This window comes from Pseudoalteromonas sp. APC 3250 (assembly GCF_030407915.1).
Classification (GTDB): Bacteria; Pseudomonadota; Gammaproteobacteria; order Enterobacterales; family Alteromonadaceae; genus Pseudoalteromonas; species Pseudoalteromonas tetraodonis.
This window is the reverse complement of sequence record NZ_JASDCM010000004.1, coordinates 88,121-102,400: the sequence shown is the minus strand read 5'-3', so window position 1 is coordinate 102,400 and position 14,280 is coordinate 88,121. Positions and strand designations below refer to the sequence as shown.

Annotated in this window: 12 protein-coding genes; 5 read left to right on the top strand and 7 right to left on the bottom strand. The window is 40.4% G+C overall.

Features of this window, described 5'->3' with window-relative positions; all coding sequences use genetic code 11:
• Positions 1–5 precede the first annotated feature (5 nt).
• Complete coding sequence (locus QL986_RS05975) at positions 6–1,073, bottom strand: efflux RND transporter periplasmic adaptor subunit (protein ID WP_290191314.1); 1,068 nt, start codon at positions 1,071–1,073, stop codon at positions 6–8.
• Positions 1,074–1,628: 555 nt separating this feature from the next.
• Here QL986_RS05975 and QL986_RS05970 point away from each other — a divergent pair.
• Together QL986_RS05970 and QL986_RS05965 are read left to right on the top strand one after the other, a co-directional pair.
• Positions 1,629–2,636 (top strand): catalase family peroxidase, encoded by a 1,008-nt coding sequence (locus QL986_RS05970; protein WP_036954784.1) that lies wholly within the window; start codon positions 1,629–1,631, stop codon positions 2,634–2,636.
• 16 nt (positions 2,637–2,652) lie between these two features.
• Complete coding sequence (locus tag QL986_RS05965; protein WP_013463291.1) at positions 2,653–3,192, top strand: cytochrome b; 540 nt, start codon at positions 2,653–2,655, stop codon at positions 3,190–3,192.
• A 66-nt stretch (positions 3,193–3,258) separates the two neighbouring features.
• Here QL986_RS05965 and QL986_RS05960 read toward each other — a convergent pair whose 3' ends face one another.
• The 6 genes from QL986_RS05960 to hisG are packed head-to-tail and all read right to left on the bottom strand — an operon-like array spanning position 3,259 to position 8,960.
• On the bottom strand, positions 3,259–3,984 hold the full coding sequence (locus tag QL986_RS05960; RefSeq protein WP_013463292.1) for a 1-(5-phosphoribosyl)-5-[(5-phosphoribosylamino)methylideneamino] imidazole-4-carboxamide isomerase: 726 nt from the start codon (positions 3,982–3,984) through the stop codon (positions 3,259–3,261).
• Between the two features lie 33 nt (positions 3,985–4,017).
• A complete protein-coding gene (gene hisH, locus QL986_RS05955) occupies positions 4,018–4,608 on the bottom strand; it encodes an imidazole glycerol phosphate synthase subunit HisH (RefSeq protein ID WP_290191313.1) in 591 nt (196 codons plus the stop codon).
• A complete protein-coding gene (hisB, locus tag QL986_RS05950) occupies positions 4,605–5,666 on the bottom strand; it encodes a bifunctional histidinol-phosphatase/imidazoleglycerol-phosphate dehydratase HisB (RefSeq protein ID WP_013463294.1) in 1,062 nt (353 codons plus the stop codon). Before hisB ends, hisH begins: the two co-directional genes overlap by 4 nt.
• On the bottom strand, positions 5,663–6,763 hold the full coding sequence (gene hisC / locus QL986_RS05945; protein WP_290191312.1) for a histidinol-phosphate transaminase: 1,101 nt from the start codon (positions 6,761–6,763) through the stop codon (positions 5,663–5,665). The genes hisB and hisC overlap by 4 nt, the downstream gene beginning before the upstream one ends.
• Positions 6,753–8,054, bottom strand: coding sequence for a histidinol dehydrogenase (gene hisD / locus QL986_RS05940; RefSeq protein WP_090494922.1), 1,302 nt, complete (start codon positions 8,052–8,054; stop codon positions 6,753–6,755). Before hisD ends, hisC begins: the two co-directional genes overlap by 11 nt.
• Positions 8,055–8,060: 6 nt before the next feature.
• The gene (gene hisG / locus QL986_RS05935) at positions 8,061–8,960 is read right to left on the bottom strand and encodes an ATP phosphoribosyltransferase (protein ID WP_013463297.1); all 900 of its coding nucleotides are present in this window, start codon (positions 8,958–8,960) and stop codon (positions 8,061–8,063) included.
• Positions 8,961–9,356: 396 nt separating this feature from the next.
• Between hisG and QL986_RS05930 the strand changes: the two genes are divergently transcribed.
• From QL986_RS05930 to QL986_RS05920, 3 genes are all read left to right on the top strand, one after another.
• Positions 9,357–9,590 carry a hypothetical protein gene (locus QL986_RS05930; RefSeq protein WP_013463298.1) on the top strand — a complete coding sequence of 78 codons (234 nt, stop codon included), beginning with the start codon at positions 9,357–9,359 and terminating at the stop codon, positions 9,588–9,590.
• A 497-nt stretch (positions 9,591–10,087) separates the two neighbouring features.
• Positions 10,088–12,271, top strand: a complete 2,184-nt coding sequence (locus QL986_RS05925; RefSeq protein ID WP_290191311.1) for a pre-peptidase C-terminal domain-containing protein — start codon at positions 10,088–10,090, stop codon at positions 12,269–12,271.
• 71 nt (positions 12,272–12,342) lie between these two features.
• The gene (locus tag QL986_RS05920; RefSeq protein ID WP_290191310.1) at positions 12,343–14,199 is read left to right on the top strand and encodes a M28 family metallopeptidase; all 1,857 of its coding nucleotides are present in this window, start codon (positions 12,343–12,345) and stop codon (positions 14,197–14,199) included.
• Positions 14,200–14,280 lie beyond the last annotated feature (81 nt).

Below are 14,280 nucleotides of genomic sequence, written 5' to 3'. Positions count from 1 at the left end.
CGCTCCTATGCTTTAGTCCAAGGACGTACTTTCATACCCTCAGTCACATAGTTTGCACCTGCACCTACAATCACATCACCTGCTTTTAAGCCCTCAGTAATAATCAGTTGTTCGCCAATACCTTGCTCAATAGCAACGAGTGTTTTTGATACTTGCATTGTTTTTTGGTCAACAGTCCATACGAAATGCTGGCCGCTTTCTTCAAAAATAGCAAAGGTAGGGACAGCCAGTCGTGTTGCGTTTGAACTTGTTTTACGTTCTATTTTTAGGCTGGCATTCATGCCAGGTAATATATTAAGGTTATTAGGTACAGCAAACGAAAAGCGTACTTCATAGGTTTGACTGGCTGAGTCGGCTTCTAAATTCGCACGTCTAAATGTCGCAGGGATAGGCGCAGCCGATACGTCTTGTAAAATTACTGAGGCTACATTGTTTTGTTTAGAATCTACCGTAGCCACAATAGACGCGGGAATATTTACAACCGCTTCCATTTCACCTTTACCAAATAGGGTAACTACATGTTGCCCAGCACTGATGTTTTCAAGCTGCTTTACCGGAACTTCTGCAACAATGGCATCGTAAGGCGCTATGATTTTACTGTCAGATAATGCCTTTTGCGCTGAGTCATACTGTGATTCGGCCACTTCTTTTTTAGATTTTAGTTGCTCTATATCTCGCTGTGAAATAACACCGTCTTTTGCAAGCTTTAAACCACGTTGATAATCATTGTTGGCCGTTTCAAACTGTATTTTGCTCGACTTAACCTCATTAACAAAGTTTCGTTGCTTTAATGCGGCTATTACGTCTCCTTTTTTTACATTTTGCGCAGCAATAACGTTGAGCTTTTCAAGTTTACCACTGACCTGAAAGGCCAGTTTTGAACTGTTTATTGTATCTATAGTGGCAGGATAGGTGAGTGTTTTTGATTGAGAGCCATCATCAATGGTTATTAACTTAACAGGGCGTGGCTTGTTTTGCTTTTGAGTGCTGACTTCGCTATCTGAACAACCGGCTAACAACAGTAGCGCAATACTAATAAAATTAAATTTAGTAAAACATGGTTTATTGATCATCTTGCTTACCTTAAATAAAAAGTGCGGTGTTAATCGTTGGCATTTTTGTGTGGTTTAAAATTATAAAATGCGTAAATGTGTTTATTTTCGAATTTACCTGTACTGCTGTTTATTAAGCTATAACTACTTACTACTTGAAAAAAGCAGTAGATAACGAGTGAGTAATAAATAATATTTTAATTTCAACAGTTTATTATTGCTGTACGGTTTTGTTTTAATTTGTGTGATTTTGTAGAACGTAATAAATCAGTACCCTAATGCTTGCTTTGTATCAACATTAGTATAATTAACAATCGGCTTTTTTAAAGCGCAGCTCATAAAGATTATATTTTTGGAATTTAAAATACTTAAAGTGCGGTTTTTATTAATTAAATTGAAATATTAATTGCTTGGGGTCGGTCTTGTGAGTGTCGTGTCGGTATAACTAAATAAAAGCTATCCGATCTAAAGCATATCTCAGTAATGGTTAGCCATTAATTTAAAGACGTAATTAAAACTATGAAAAATTCCAAACATAATCATCATGAAAATAATCATACGAGGTCTAATCCTACCATGAGTAAAAAAATCACCTTAATTGCAATAATCACTTTATTTGCACTGACGATTTTATATTTTACCGGCGCTTTTAACAGCGATGCGGTTACTGCGCAGCGTTTTGTTAATTTACAACAAGGTGATCAAGCCCATGCGGGTTTTCGTCGAGCCCATGCAAAAGGTATTTGTTTAGCGGGGTCGTTTGAGTCTACCGGTGAGCTTGCTAAATATTCGCAAGCCAAGGTATTTGATTTAGGCGCCACTCCTTTTATTGGCCGTTTTTCTATTGCGGGCAATAATCCAACCGCACCTGATTTAAAAGCACCGGTGCGTAGTTTAGCGTTTTCTATAACAACCGATGATAACCAAGAATGGCGCGTAGCAATGAACACGCCTCCAGTTATGGCTGTAGCGACGCCAGATGCGTTCTTTAAACAGTTACAAGCGCTATCCCCTGATCCGGTAACTAAAAAACGCAGTCCTGAAAAAATTAAAGCCTTTTTTGCCGCACACCCTGAAAGTGCCGCATTTAATAACTGGAAAGCAAGTTATAAACCAACTAGCAGTTTTGCCACTGAGCAATACCATAGTATTAATGCCTTTTATTTGGTTGATGAAAATAATGAAAAGCACGCCGTACGTTGGATAGCTAAACCACAATTAAGCGATGAAAACATTCAACCACTTAATAATGATTCAGCCGATGCATTGCAGCTACAACTTAAAGATCAAGTTGCTCAAGCCCCTGTTAAATTCGACATGCTGTTTAGCTTTGCAACCGCTGAAGATGATGAAAACAACCCAACTGTTTTATGGCCACAATCACGCAAAACAATTAACGCAGGCACATTAGTTATCTCAAGCCTTCAGGCGCAAGAAGGAGGCGTGTGTGCTGATATGAACTTTGATCCCTTGGTACTTCCTACAGGGATAGAGCCAAGCGCCGATCCTATATTACGTGCCCGTGGCGCGGCTTATGCTGAGTCATTTCGTCGTCGTGCTAAAGAAGTACTTTTAAATAATTAATAACAGGAAATATCGAATGAAAACAATTAATAAATACTCGGCGTCGAGTATGCTTATTCACTGGGCGATGGCGTTAATCATACTTTCTATGTTATTTCTTGGTTTGTCGATGGTACAAAGTTTAGCGGTTTGGCAAATAGAGGCCATTGCGCTGCATAAGTCATTTGGTATTTTAGCGTTGGTGTTAGTTGCTATTAGATTAATCAATAAAGTCGTCACCACCAGTCCTGCATTACCACCGAGTGTTCCTAAGGCTCAAGCATTAGCCGCGCATTTAACCCAAGTGGGTTTATATGCATCTATGATTTTAATGCCGATTTCTGGTTGGTTAATGCAAAGCGCTGATGGCCGTCATGTGGGCTTTTTTGATTTATTTACTTTGCCTAGCTTAGTTAGTAAAGATATTGAACTATATGCTTTTTTCCGTGAAGCACATGGTTTAATTGCTTACGCATTTTTATTGTTTATTTTTATGCATGTTAGTGCCGCGCTTTATCATGGTTTAATAAAGCAAGATGGCGTATTAGGCTCTATGTTACCTGGTAAGCATAAATAAACTGATAGTTTTATACAAAAAAGGCACAGATGCGCTCGCACCTGTGCCTTTTTTAGAGCTATATTTTTAGCTTAATTTAAGCGCGTCTTCTACGCTAAAAGCACCATCTAATAAAGACTTGCCTAAAATCACGCCGCCAACACCAAGTTCATTTAGCTTTTTAATATCATCTAACGAACTTACCCCACCCGACGCTTGTACTTTAATATCTGCATTATGATTAATTAAATCTTCATAAAGCGCAAAAGAGGGGCCGGTCATGGTGCCGTCTTTACTGATGTCCGTACATAAAAAATCAATAATGCCCAGCTCTACATAAAAATCAATAAGTTCAAATAGCCCAAACTCAGATTCATTTAACCAACCATGGGTTGCTGGCGCCCAGCCGGACTCTGTTTTATTAACATCAAGGGCAATCACAAAGTGCTCAGCGCCAAATTGTTCAATCCAAGCTTTAACCTGTTCACGCTTTTCAACTGCCATTGAACCAATAACCACTTGATTTGCTCCGGCTTTTATCCAATCGCTCACATCTTGCTCTGAACGAATACCACCACCCACTTGGTAGGGTACATCCAGTGCTTTTGTGGCTGCTTGAATATGTTGCCACTGCTTTTTACTTGGATCGCGTGCGCCTTCTAAATCAACTAGGTGCAGTTTACCCGCGCCGCTGTCAGCGTATTCTTTTAGGCGAGCGCCAAGTTCAAAGGGGTAAAACTGTGCGGTATCATATTTACCTTGATACAAACGTACAATTTGATTTTGTAATACGTCTAATGCTGGAATAATCACTGTGTATCTCTTTTATTATTTATGAACAGTCGCTTATAACTGCCAATCTAGAAAATTTTGTAATAAACGAGTGCCTACTTTAGCACTTCGCTCTGGGTGAAATTGCATACCGGCATAATTATCTTTAGCGACAATGGCTGAAAAAGTTTGCCCGTATTCACTACTGACTAAAGTGGCATCGTTAACGGTATGCGCAAAGCTGTGCACATAATAAACCTGATCGTCTTTATGCAGCCCTTTGGTTAGTGGGTGCGCTTGTTGAATAGATAAATTATTCCACCCCATATGCGGTGACGTTAAACTACCTACATCCAGTGCTTTTACTTCGCCTGGTATTTTACCTAAGCATTGCACGTTGCCTTCTTCGGTGCTCTCGCACAGCAATTGCATCCCTAAACAAATACCCATTAGTGGGCGTTGATACTCGTTAATAGCTTGCTGCCAGCCATTATCGACTAGGCGCTTCATAGCCACAGAGGCATGGCCAACACCAGGTAATATAGCGCGCTCATAGCCTGCTAATTGTTCAGGTGAGGTAATAACGGTAGGCGTTTTGCCTAAACGCTCAAATGCAAAGCGTACCGAGTTGATATTGGCACAGCCGGTATTAATTATCGCTATCATAAACACCCCTTAGAGCTGGCTGTTTGTTGACTAGTATCTTGTGCAATTGCCATACGCAGAGCACGAGAAAATGCTTTAAATAAGCCCTCTACTTGGTGATGACAGTTACCATCACTTACCGACAAAATAAGGCTAATTGCAGCGTTATCACTTAAGCTTTTGAAAAAGTGTTCAACCATTTGTACGTCTAAATCACCGGCTTTTTCACGACTAAAGTTGGCATTTAATACAAATGATGCTCGACCCGATAAATCAATTTGTGCCTCGGCTTTACATTCATCCATAGGCAAGGCAAAACCATAACGGGCGATTTGTGATTTTGTGCCCAGCGCTTGTTTAAGAGCAACCCCTAAGGCAATACCGATGTCTTCAACAAGGTGATGCTCGTCTATGTGTAAATCGCCTTTGGCTTTAATGTTTAAGCCAATGTTTGCGTGGGTGCGTATTTGATCCAGCATGTGATCAAAAAAGCCAAGGCCGGTGTCTATGCTACCGTTTTTAGTTTGATCAAGATTAACCGCTACATCAATTTGTGTTTCTTTAGTGTTGCGTGTAACACGGCCTTCACGGTTTGCCGTTGTAAGCTTAGTAACAATAGCAGGCCAGCTACCATCATATAAAATACCTTCACAACATAAGTTTTGCGCAAGGCCAATATCTGTTTGGCGGTCGCCAATTACAAAAGAGCGCGCTAAATCTACGTTGCCAGAGCGCATAAGCTCGGTCAGTAAGCCTGTTTTTGGCTTACGGCAATCGCAGTTTTGTTCATCAAAGTGTGGGCAAATGAGTACATCTTCAAAGTTAATCCCTTGGCTGTTGAGTATGTCCATCATTTTGTCTTGGGCTATGTCAAAATCCGCAGTAGGGAAACTGTCAGTGCCTAAACCATCTTGATTAGATACCATAACTAGGCGATAACCAGCGGCTTGTAGTTGTAATAATGCCGGAATAACACCAGGTAAAAAAGCCAACTTTTCAAGGCTATCTACCTGTTTGTCGGTGATTGGCTCTTCAATAATGGTGCCGTCACGGTCTATAAATAAATAGGGATTACTCATGATACTTCCTGTTGTGATAGGGCTGTTGGGGTGGTTAAACCATCGAGCCAAATTTTTACTTGTTCTAATTCTTGTTCGCTACCAATTGAAATGCGTAGCCAGTCGTCTTCACCGTATAAGGTAAATGCCCGCATGACTAAGCCTTGTTCAAGGGCAACTTTAAAGCTGTTTGTATCGGCTAATTTTAAGGTAACAAAGTTGCCTTCACCAGTGAGAATTTTTAATACAGCAGGGGAGGCGTTTAACCACTCTATTAGCTTTAATTTTAAGCTGTTTAAAATGCTCACCTGGCGACGCATAGAGGTAATGGCATCAGGGGCAATGGCTTGCGCTGCAATACTCGCTACCACGCTCGATACCGGATACGGTGCAATGACTTTACGAATGGGCGCAAGTACACTGGCTTGAGCGAGGGTAAACCCGGTTCGCAGGCCTGCCAACGCAAACGCTTTTGACAGTGTACGTAGCACTACAATATTACTAAACTCGTTTATAAGTTGTGTTGCACTTTGCTCTGGGCAAAACTCAATATAGGCTTCATCAACAATCACCAATGCTTTACCTGCAAGCGCAGTGGCAATGGCTTTTACTTTATCTAGCGGCGTTAAACTACCTGTTGGGTTATTTGGATTACAAATAAACACCAGTTTTGAGCTACCGACCGCAGTGACAATATCATCAACATTGGCTGTTAATAATAACTCTTGAGTAAGCGCGTTAATAGCCACATTGTGCGTATCAGCAGTGACTTTATACATACCGTAGCTAGGCAAAAACAGCGCAATACTGTCCTTAGCTGGCTGGCAATACGTGCGTACTAAAAGCTCAATGCCTTCGTCTGCACCTCGCGTCATAAGGACATTGTCGCTTTTAAGCTCGATATAAGCTGCATAGCGATCAATAACCAATTGTGGCTGAGGGTCGGGGTAGCGATTTAAATCTTCAATACTCAGCTCAAGGTTTTTAGCATATGGGCTTTCGTTGGCATTGAGCCACGTTGTGCCTGTTAACTTTTCACTTTTAGCCGAGCTGTAAGCAGCAAGCGCTTTAATATTATCGGGTAATAAGCTGGTTGCTTGGGCGCTCTCATTGCTCATTGTTTATTGCCTCTAAACGAATTGAAACCGCATTAGCGTGGGCATCAAGGCCTTCTGCGTCTGCCAGTGGTAAAATAGCTTTTGAAAGCTCTGTTAAGCCACTTTTGCTAATAGTTTGTACTGTGTATGTGCGGAAAAAATCAAGCAAGTTTAAGCTTGAGTATGTCGCGCTATAACCGTAAGTAGGTAATACGTGGTTAGTACCCGATGCATAATCGCCAGCCGATTCTGGTGTGTAGTCGCCAACAAATACTGAACCTGCATTTTTAACCGCATCAAGGTACGGGGTTGCATCTGCCAGCTGTAAAATTAAGTGCTCTGGCCCATATTGCGCTGATACATCAAATGCTTGCGCTATTGAATCAACTAAAATAAGTGACGAATTAGCCAATGCTTGTTCAGCGGTGTCTTTTCGGCTTAAGTTAGCTAATTGACGAGTAAGCGCGTCTTGCGTTTGTTTAATAATAGTTTCGCTGTTACACAATAAAATAACTTGCGAGTCGGCGCCATGCTCTGCTTGTGAGAGTAAATCGGCCGCAATAAACTCTGGATTTGCTCGTTCATCTGCTATCACTAATACTTCAGATGGACCTGCTGGCATATCAATCGCCATTCCTGGAATTGTTTGTGCAACTAACTGCTTTGCCATAGTCACAAAGCTATTACCTGGGCCAAAAATTTTATTCACTTTAGGTACTGATTCAGTGCCGTAGGCCATTGCAGCAATCGCGCCTGCACCACCGCTTTCAATAATAGTGGTGATACCACATAATTTAGCAGCATATAAAATAGCAGGATTTATTGCTTTATCGCCTTGTACGGGGGTAGTGAGTACCACGGTTTTTGCACCGCTTAACTGCGCCAATACACCTTGCATTATAACTGACGATGGCAATGGGGCACTGCCACCGGGTACATAAATACCGACCGCTTCGATGGCTTGATATTTCAGTTCACATTCAACGCCTGGTTGAGTCGATAATTTAATATCTTTAGGCAGTTGCGCTTGGTGAAAACATTTTACATTTGCATAAGCGGTATCAATTGCATACTTAAGCTCAGGGCTTAGCATTTTCTCAGCGGCATTAATTTCATCAAGTGGAACACGTAAACGCGGCTCAGCTCGGTTATCAAACTCTTTTGCTAACGCCAGTAATGCAGCATCGCCTTGTGCATTTACTTTTGCCAAAATAGTTTGGCAAATACTTTCTACTTTTTCACTCGCTGATACAGCAGGGCGCATCAGCGCCGCTGCTTGAACTTGTGATGATTCCTCATTCCAACGAAGCATGGCTTGTTACTCCATCATTTTTTCAATTGGCATAACTAAAATAGAATTCGCGCCGAGGGCTTTAAGCTGCTCCATGGTTTCCCAAAATAACGTTTCGCTACTTACCATGTGCAATGCTACATATTCGTCAGATCCTGCTAGTGCAAGTAATGTAGGTTGACCAGAACCAGGCAGGATTTCACAAATTTCATCCAGCTTATCTTTTGGTGCGTGTAGCATGATGTACTTGCTTTCTTTAGCTTGCTTGACACCACGCAAACGCGGCATCAATTTATTGATAAGCGCGAGTTTGTCAGCATCTTGCAGTTGGGTGTTTTGAATTAAACAAGCGTTTGACTCTAAAATCGTATCACCCTGCATTAAGCCATTAGCTTCAAGGGTTGCACCTGTTGAGACCAAATCACAAATGGCATCAGCAAGACCAGCACGCGGCGCCACTTCAACAGAGCCTGTGAGCATAACAGTGCTGGCGTTGATGCCTTCACGTTTTAAATATTGGCTTAAAATTTCAGGGTAGGTGGTTGCAATACGTTTGCCTTCAAACCAGCTTTTGTCTTGCTTACCTAGTTCTTGTGGCCATGCAAGTGCAAGACGACAGTAACCAAAATCTAATTTTGATAATTTAGTTACTTCGCTTGGAACGCCTTGGCGCTCTCTTTCTGCTTGTACTTCAACTAAAACGTTTTCGCCAACAATACCTAAGTCACATACACCGTCCATAACTAAACCTGGGATATCGTCATCGCGTACACGTAAAACGTCAATTGGCATGTTGGTTGAGTGTGCTATAAGGCGCTGCTCGCGAAGGTTGAGTTTTACACCCAGTTGCTTAAGCAGATCTTGACAATCTTTAGATAGGCGGCCGCCTTTTTGGATGGCGATACGAAGACGATTACTATTATTCATTACTCATTTTCCTTTAATTTAAAAACTAAAAACCCCGAGGGAAACCTCAGGGCGAAAATGAATCTTGGTATGTTGATTCGCCAGAGGTTTCCTTTTAGGAACAACCTCTCAGCGAAAGACCTGACAGGTTATTCCGATGAATGATGGTGGTGATGTACTGCTGTCAGAGTGTTGCGCATTTTTTATCCTGTTTAGCTATTCGTTATTATGTTAACGCTTAGCTGCTGTTTGTTTAATAAATTTCGCATTTATAAAAACACATAAACCAATAGCATGGCAAGAAAAATTTTCTTAAATTAAAGAATACCTTATAACTGTCGATAATAACTAAAGGTTTGCTTTATTTATCAACAGTTTTATAGTGATTAAATTACATTCAATTCAATGGAGGCACGCATGGATATAATGATCCCTTATTTAGGGCCTATTACGCGTTTAACGCTTGAATCTAAAGGGGCTTTTCATATTGCTGGGGTTCAACAAAGTGCCAGTGCCAAAAAAGTCGAGTTAGAAGAGCGTAAAAAAAGAGAAGTAGAAAAGCAACATAAGCTGGCGTTTGACGAAAATAAATCGCGCAATAAAACCGCTGAAGAAGATGACGACAAACCCCATTTAGATACATGGGCTTAGTACAAGTGATTGGCGATACCGTTATTGCCTCAAGTTAAAATCGCCCTCAATAAAAGCAAATTTGTTTAAACATAGCAAATAGTGGTGCATGGCTATGAACTGCGTGTTTTTAAAACTACTCCCTACCCATTTAAAATAGATTACCCCTCTTTTAAAGCTCAACAGGTAAAGTATTTTTCTTAGCAACTACATGCTCATTGAGCAGTCGATTAGTGATTAACAATAAAGCGTGTGATTTTAAAATCTAATACTTTCTCTGGGCTGTTTTATGTAAATATATGTATACGAAATGTTATTTCTGGCCTTCATTAGTTAAAACAGTAGTTTTTAAATCATTGTAAAATAATAGATTAATTTTCGAGCTAATACTTTAATTGTAAATCAAATGTTTAATTTTCGTTATTTAAGTTTGTGATCTACTCTGATCCTTAATCGGGTACAAGGTGTGCCGATTAATACAAATACATTAAAAACTTAAACTTTAACGGAGCGTAAACGTGAATTTATCTAAAATCACAATAGCAACTTTTGCTGCTTTAACTTTGGTTCAAGCAACAAATGCAGTAGCTGCGAATAAGAAATACCTAAATCAACAACCGACAATTAATAATATGGTGCAATCAAACTCTGCTTCCTTGTTATCAGTAAGTCCAAATCAGTTGATTGGGTTGAGTGTAGGGAACGAATTAGTTGTATTAAAAGAATTTACTAGCAATAACGGAGAAGTAACCCGCCGCTATCAACAAACGTACCAGGGCATTCCTGTCATTGGTGATACGGTCAGCTTAACATTTAATAATGGGTTGCTTAAAAAAGCCCATGGTGCAGCTGTTTATAATATTGATGAAGATTTATCTGATGTATCGGCTAAATTGACAAAAAAAGATGCGATTTTAAAAGGGTCTAAAACGGGTATAGCTGCAAAATCAGTAGGCTTAAAAAAACATAATGAGCAATCCAGACTTGCTATCTGGGTTGACGATCAAAATAAGGCGCATTTAGTTTATGAAGTGTCTTATGTTACTTATGGCAAGTCACCATCAAGGCCATACCTGATCATTGATGCTAATACCGGTGAGGTCTTGCTTAGTTACGATAACCTGCAACATGCCAATGCAACAGGCCCCGGGGGCAATCTAAAAACAGGCAAGTATTTATATGGAACTGATTTTGACAGCCTAGATGTTAGTCAATCAGGTAATACTTGTAGCATGAATAACGCAAATGTTCGCACTATTAATTTAAATGGCGGAACAAGTGGCTCTTCTGCGTATTCATTTACATGTCCTGAAAATACGTTTAAAGAAATTAACGGTGCTTATTCACCGCTAAACGATGCTCATTTTTTTGGTAACGTTATTTTTAATATGTATAACGATTGGTTAGGGACTGCGCCTTTGAGTTTTCAGTTACAAATGCGGGTTCATTACTCAAGTAACTATGAAAATGCGTTTTGGGATGGCAGCGCAATGACCTTTGGTGATGGGCAAAATACATTCTACCCGTTGGTGAGTTTAGATGTTTCTGCGCATGAAGTCAGCCATGGCTTTACTGAGCAAAATTCAGGCTTGATTTACAATGGTAAACCAGGCGGATTAAACGAAGCATTTTCGGATATGGCTGGTGAAGCCGCTGAATTTTATATGAAAGGCAGCAACGATTGGCTAGTTGGAAAGGATATTTTTAAAGGTAATGGTGCACTGCGTTACATGAATAACCCTACCCAAGATGGCCGTTCTATAGATAACCAAAGTAACTATTATTCAGGTATGGACGTGCATTATAGTTCAGGTGTTTATAACAAGGCATTTTATAATTTAGCAACTACGCCGGGTTGGGATACGCAAAAAGCCTTTATCGTAATGGCACGTGCTAACCAACTATATTGGAGTGCGGGTGTAGGCTGGGATTTAGCCGGTAACGGTGTGATGGATGCAGCCTGTGATTTAAATTATGACCCTAATGATGTAAAAGCCGCTTTGGCTGCGGTAGGTGTTAATTCAAATCTTAGTTCAGGTAGTGATTGTGCTACACCACCACCACCGACTGACGATGAAGTGTTAACCAATGGAGTAACCCGTACGGGTATTAGCGGCGCAGAAAAAGAGCAACTATTCTTTACTTTGGAAGTCCCTGACGGCGCAACAAATCTTCAATTTAATACAATGGGTGGCTCAGGTGATGCAGACCTATATGTTAAATTTGCTAGTAGACCAAGCTTAAATAACTATGATTGCAATAGCACAACATCTACCAGTACAGAAAGCTGCAACATAAGTAATGCACAAGCAGGAACTTACCATGTAATGGTTGAAGCATGGAGTGCGATATCTGGTGTATCGCTAACGGGAAGCTACTCTGATGGGAATGGTGGTGTGACGCCAATTAATAGAACTGAGTCTAATATTAATGTGACTACTAATAACTGGAGCCGCTTTACTCAAGATTTATCAGAAGGGTATAGCACTTTAAATATTAGTATTGCCGGTGGTAATGGTGATGCTGATCTTTATGTAAACTTTGGCTCGCCTTCAAGTACGTCTTCATACTTATGTAGACCCTACAAAAATGGTAATAATGAAGAATGTACATTTGATAACCCACAAGCAGGTACTTGGTACATTGATTTAAGAGGTTACAGCTTAGCAAGCGGCGTAACACTCAACGTAACGGCTAATTAGGCATACATATCAAAAGGGGCTTTGCCCCTTTTTTAATGCTTAAAATAAAAGTGACAAGATAAGGAATATTTATGAACTACTTTAAACAGTTAGCAGTTATTACTACTTTAACCTTAAGTTTTAATTGCTTAGCAAATGAAAATCCAGACAATATTTGGGTCACCATTGACTCAACTGCAGCCCAGCATTATCAACATGAACAAGGTACATTTTTGCAAAAAATGCAATTTGCGCATAGAAAATCAAGTATTTTACCTGACGTTGATTTACTCAGTGTACCGCGTGACGCAGTAAACAATTTAAGTGAGTTTATGCACCAGAACTATAACCGTTGTGGTGGGTTTGTTGCGCATAGTTCGTTCGAAGAAGCGAATGATTACGCAAAACAATTAGCTGTTGTTCAAAATAGCCAAGCTACATCAGCCTTTAATTATTCAATTGATAATGCGCAAACAGTACAAAGTTTAATTAGTGCACAAAGCCCAATTAATTTACAAAGCACTGTAAATTCACTCACTAGTTTTAATAATCGTTATTATACTTCGCAAACCGGCGTTGATGCCTCACAGTGGCTGCAAAGTTATTGGCAACAAATTGCCAGCGTTCGAAGTGATATAACCATTGAGAGTTATCAGCATAGCTGGGCGCAATCATCAGTGATTGTAACCATTGCAGGTGCTGAAAATGCAGATGAAATTGTTATTATTGGGGGGCATTTAGACTCGATTAACCAAGCAAATCCAGCACAAGGGCGCTCTCCTGGCGCGGATGATAATGCATCGGGTATTGCAGTGTTAACGGAAGCGTTAAGAGCAATTGTTGATACAAATTATAAACCGCAAAAAACTATTCAAATAATGGCGTTTGCAGCAGAGGAGGTGGGGTTAAAAGGGTCTAAAGCTATAGCCAGTAGCTATCGTTCGCTGGGTAAGAATGTAGTTGGCATGGTGCAATTTGATATGACTGGTAATAACGGCAGTATCGAAGATATTATTATGATGACGGATTACACCACCAATGCTCAAAACCAGTTTTTAGCCCAGCTGATAGACACCTACTTACCACAAATTAGTTATGGCTTTGATCAATGTGGGTATGGTTGCTCCGATCATGCTTCGTGGTATCAACAAGGGTTTGCGGCCTCTATGCCTTTCGAATCAAAAATGAATGACATTAACCCACTGATACATACACAAAACGACAGTAATTTTGACGCTGATCATGCAATTAAATTTGCTAACTTAGCCGTTAGCTTTGTTGCAGAATTGGCAAAAAATGCCGGTGATGTCACTCCGCCAAATAATAATGAGTTAGTCAATGGTGAACCAATTTCTGGTATCAATGCCACTGCTAAAGAGCAGCTTATCTATACATTGAATGTACCAAAAGGAGCGCAAAACTTAAGCTTTGAAACCTCAGGTGATAATGGCGATGCCGATTTATACGTTAAATATAATCAGGCGCCCACGTTAACTGATTACGACTGTAAAAGTACCTCTGCCACAAGTAATGAGCGTTGCGACATTCCAACCAGTAATGAAGGCACTTACTATGTCATGGTTGAGGCATACAGCGCAATTAATAATGTTTCTTTGACAGGCAGTTTTGAGCCAGCAGGCGCTTTAGAGCCAATCAATCGCGTAGAAGATAACATTAGCGTAAATACAGGTGATTGGCAGCGTTTTGAACAACGTTTAGCCGCGGGTTATGCCTCCCTAAACGTTGCTATTTCAGGCGGAAGCGGCGATGCTGATTTGTATTTAAATTTCGGTGCGCCATCTTTAAATACACAATTTGTGTGTAGGCCATATAAAAACGGCAACACAGAAAGTTGCACTATTTCTGCACCCCAGGCAGGTATATGGCATATAGATGTTAAAGGCTATCGCAATGCAAGTGGTATTACGCTAACTATAAATGCACAATAATTAACAGGGGCATAAGCCCCTTTAAAGGCCAAATTCTCACGCTATTTGGCTTGCCCTTCATCAATAGCTTACGTAGAATCC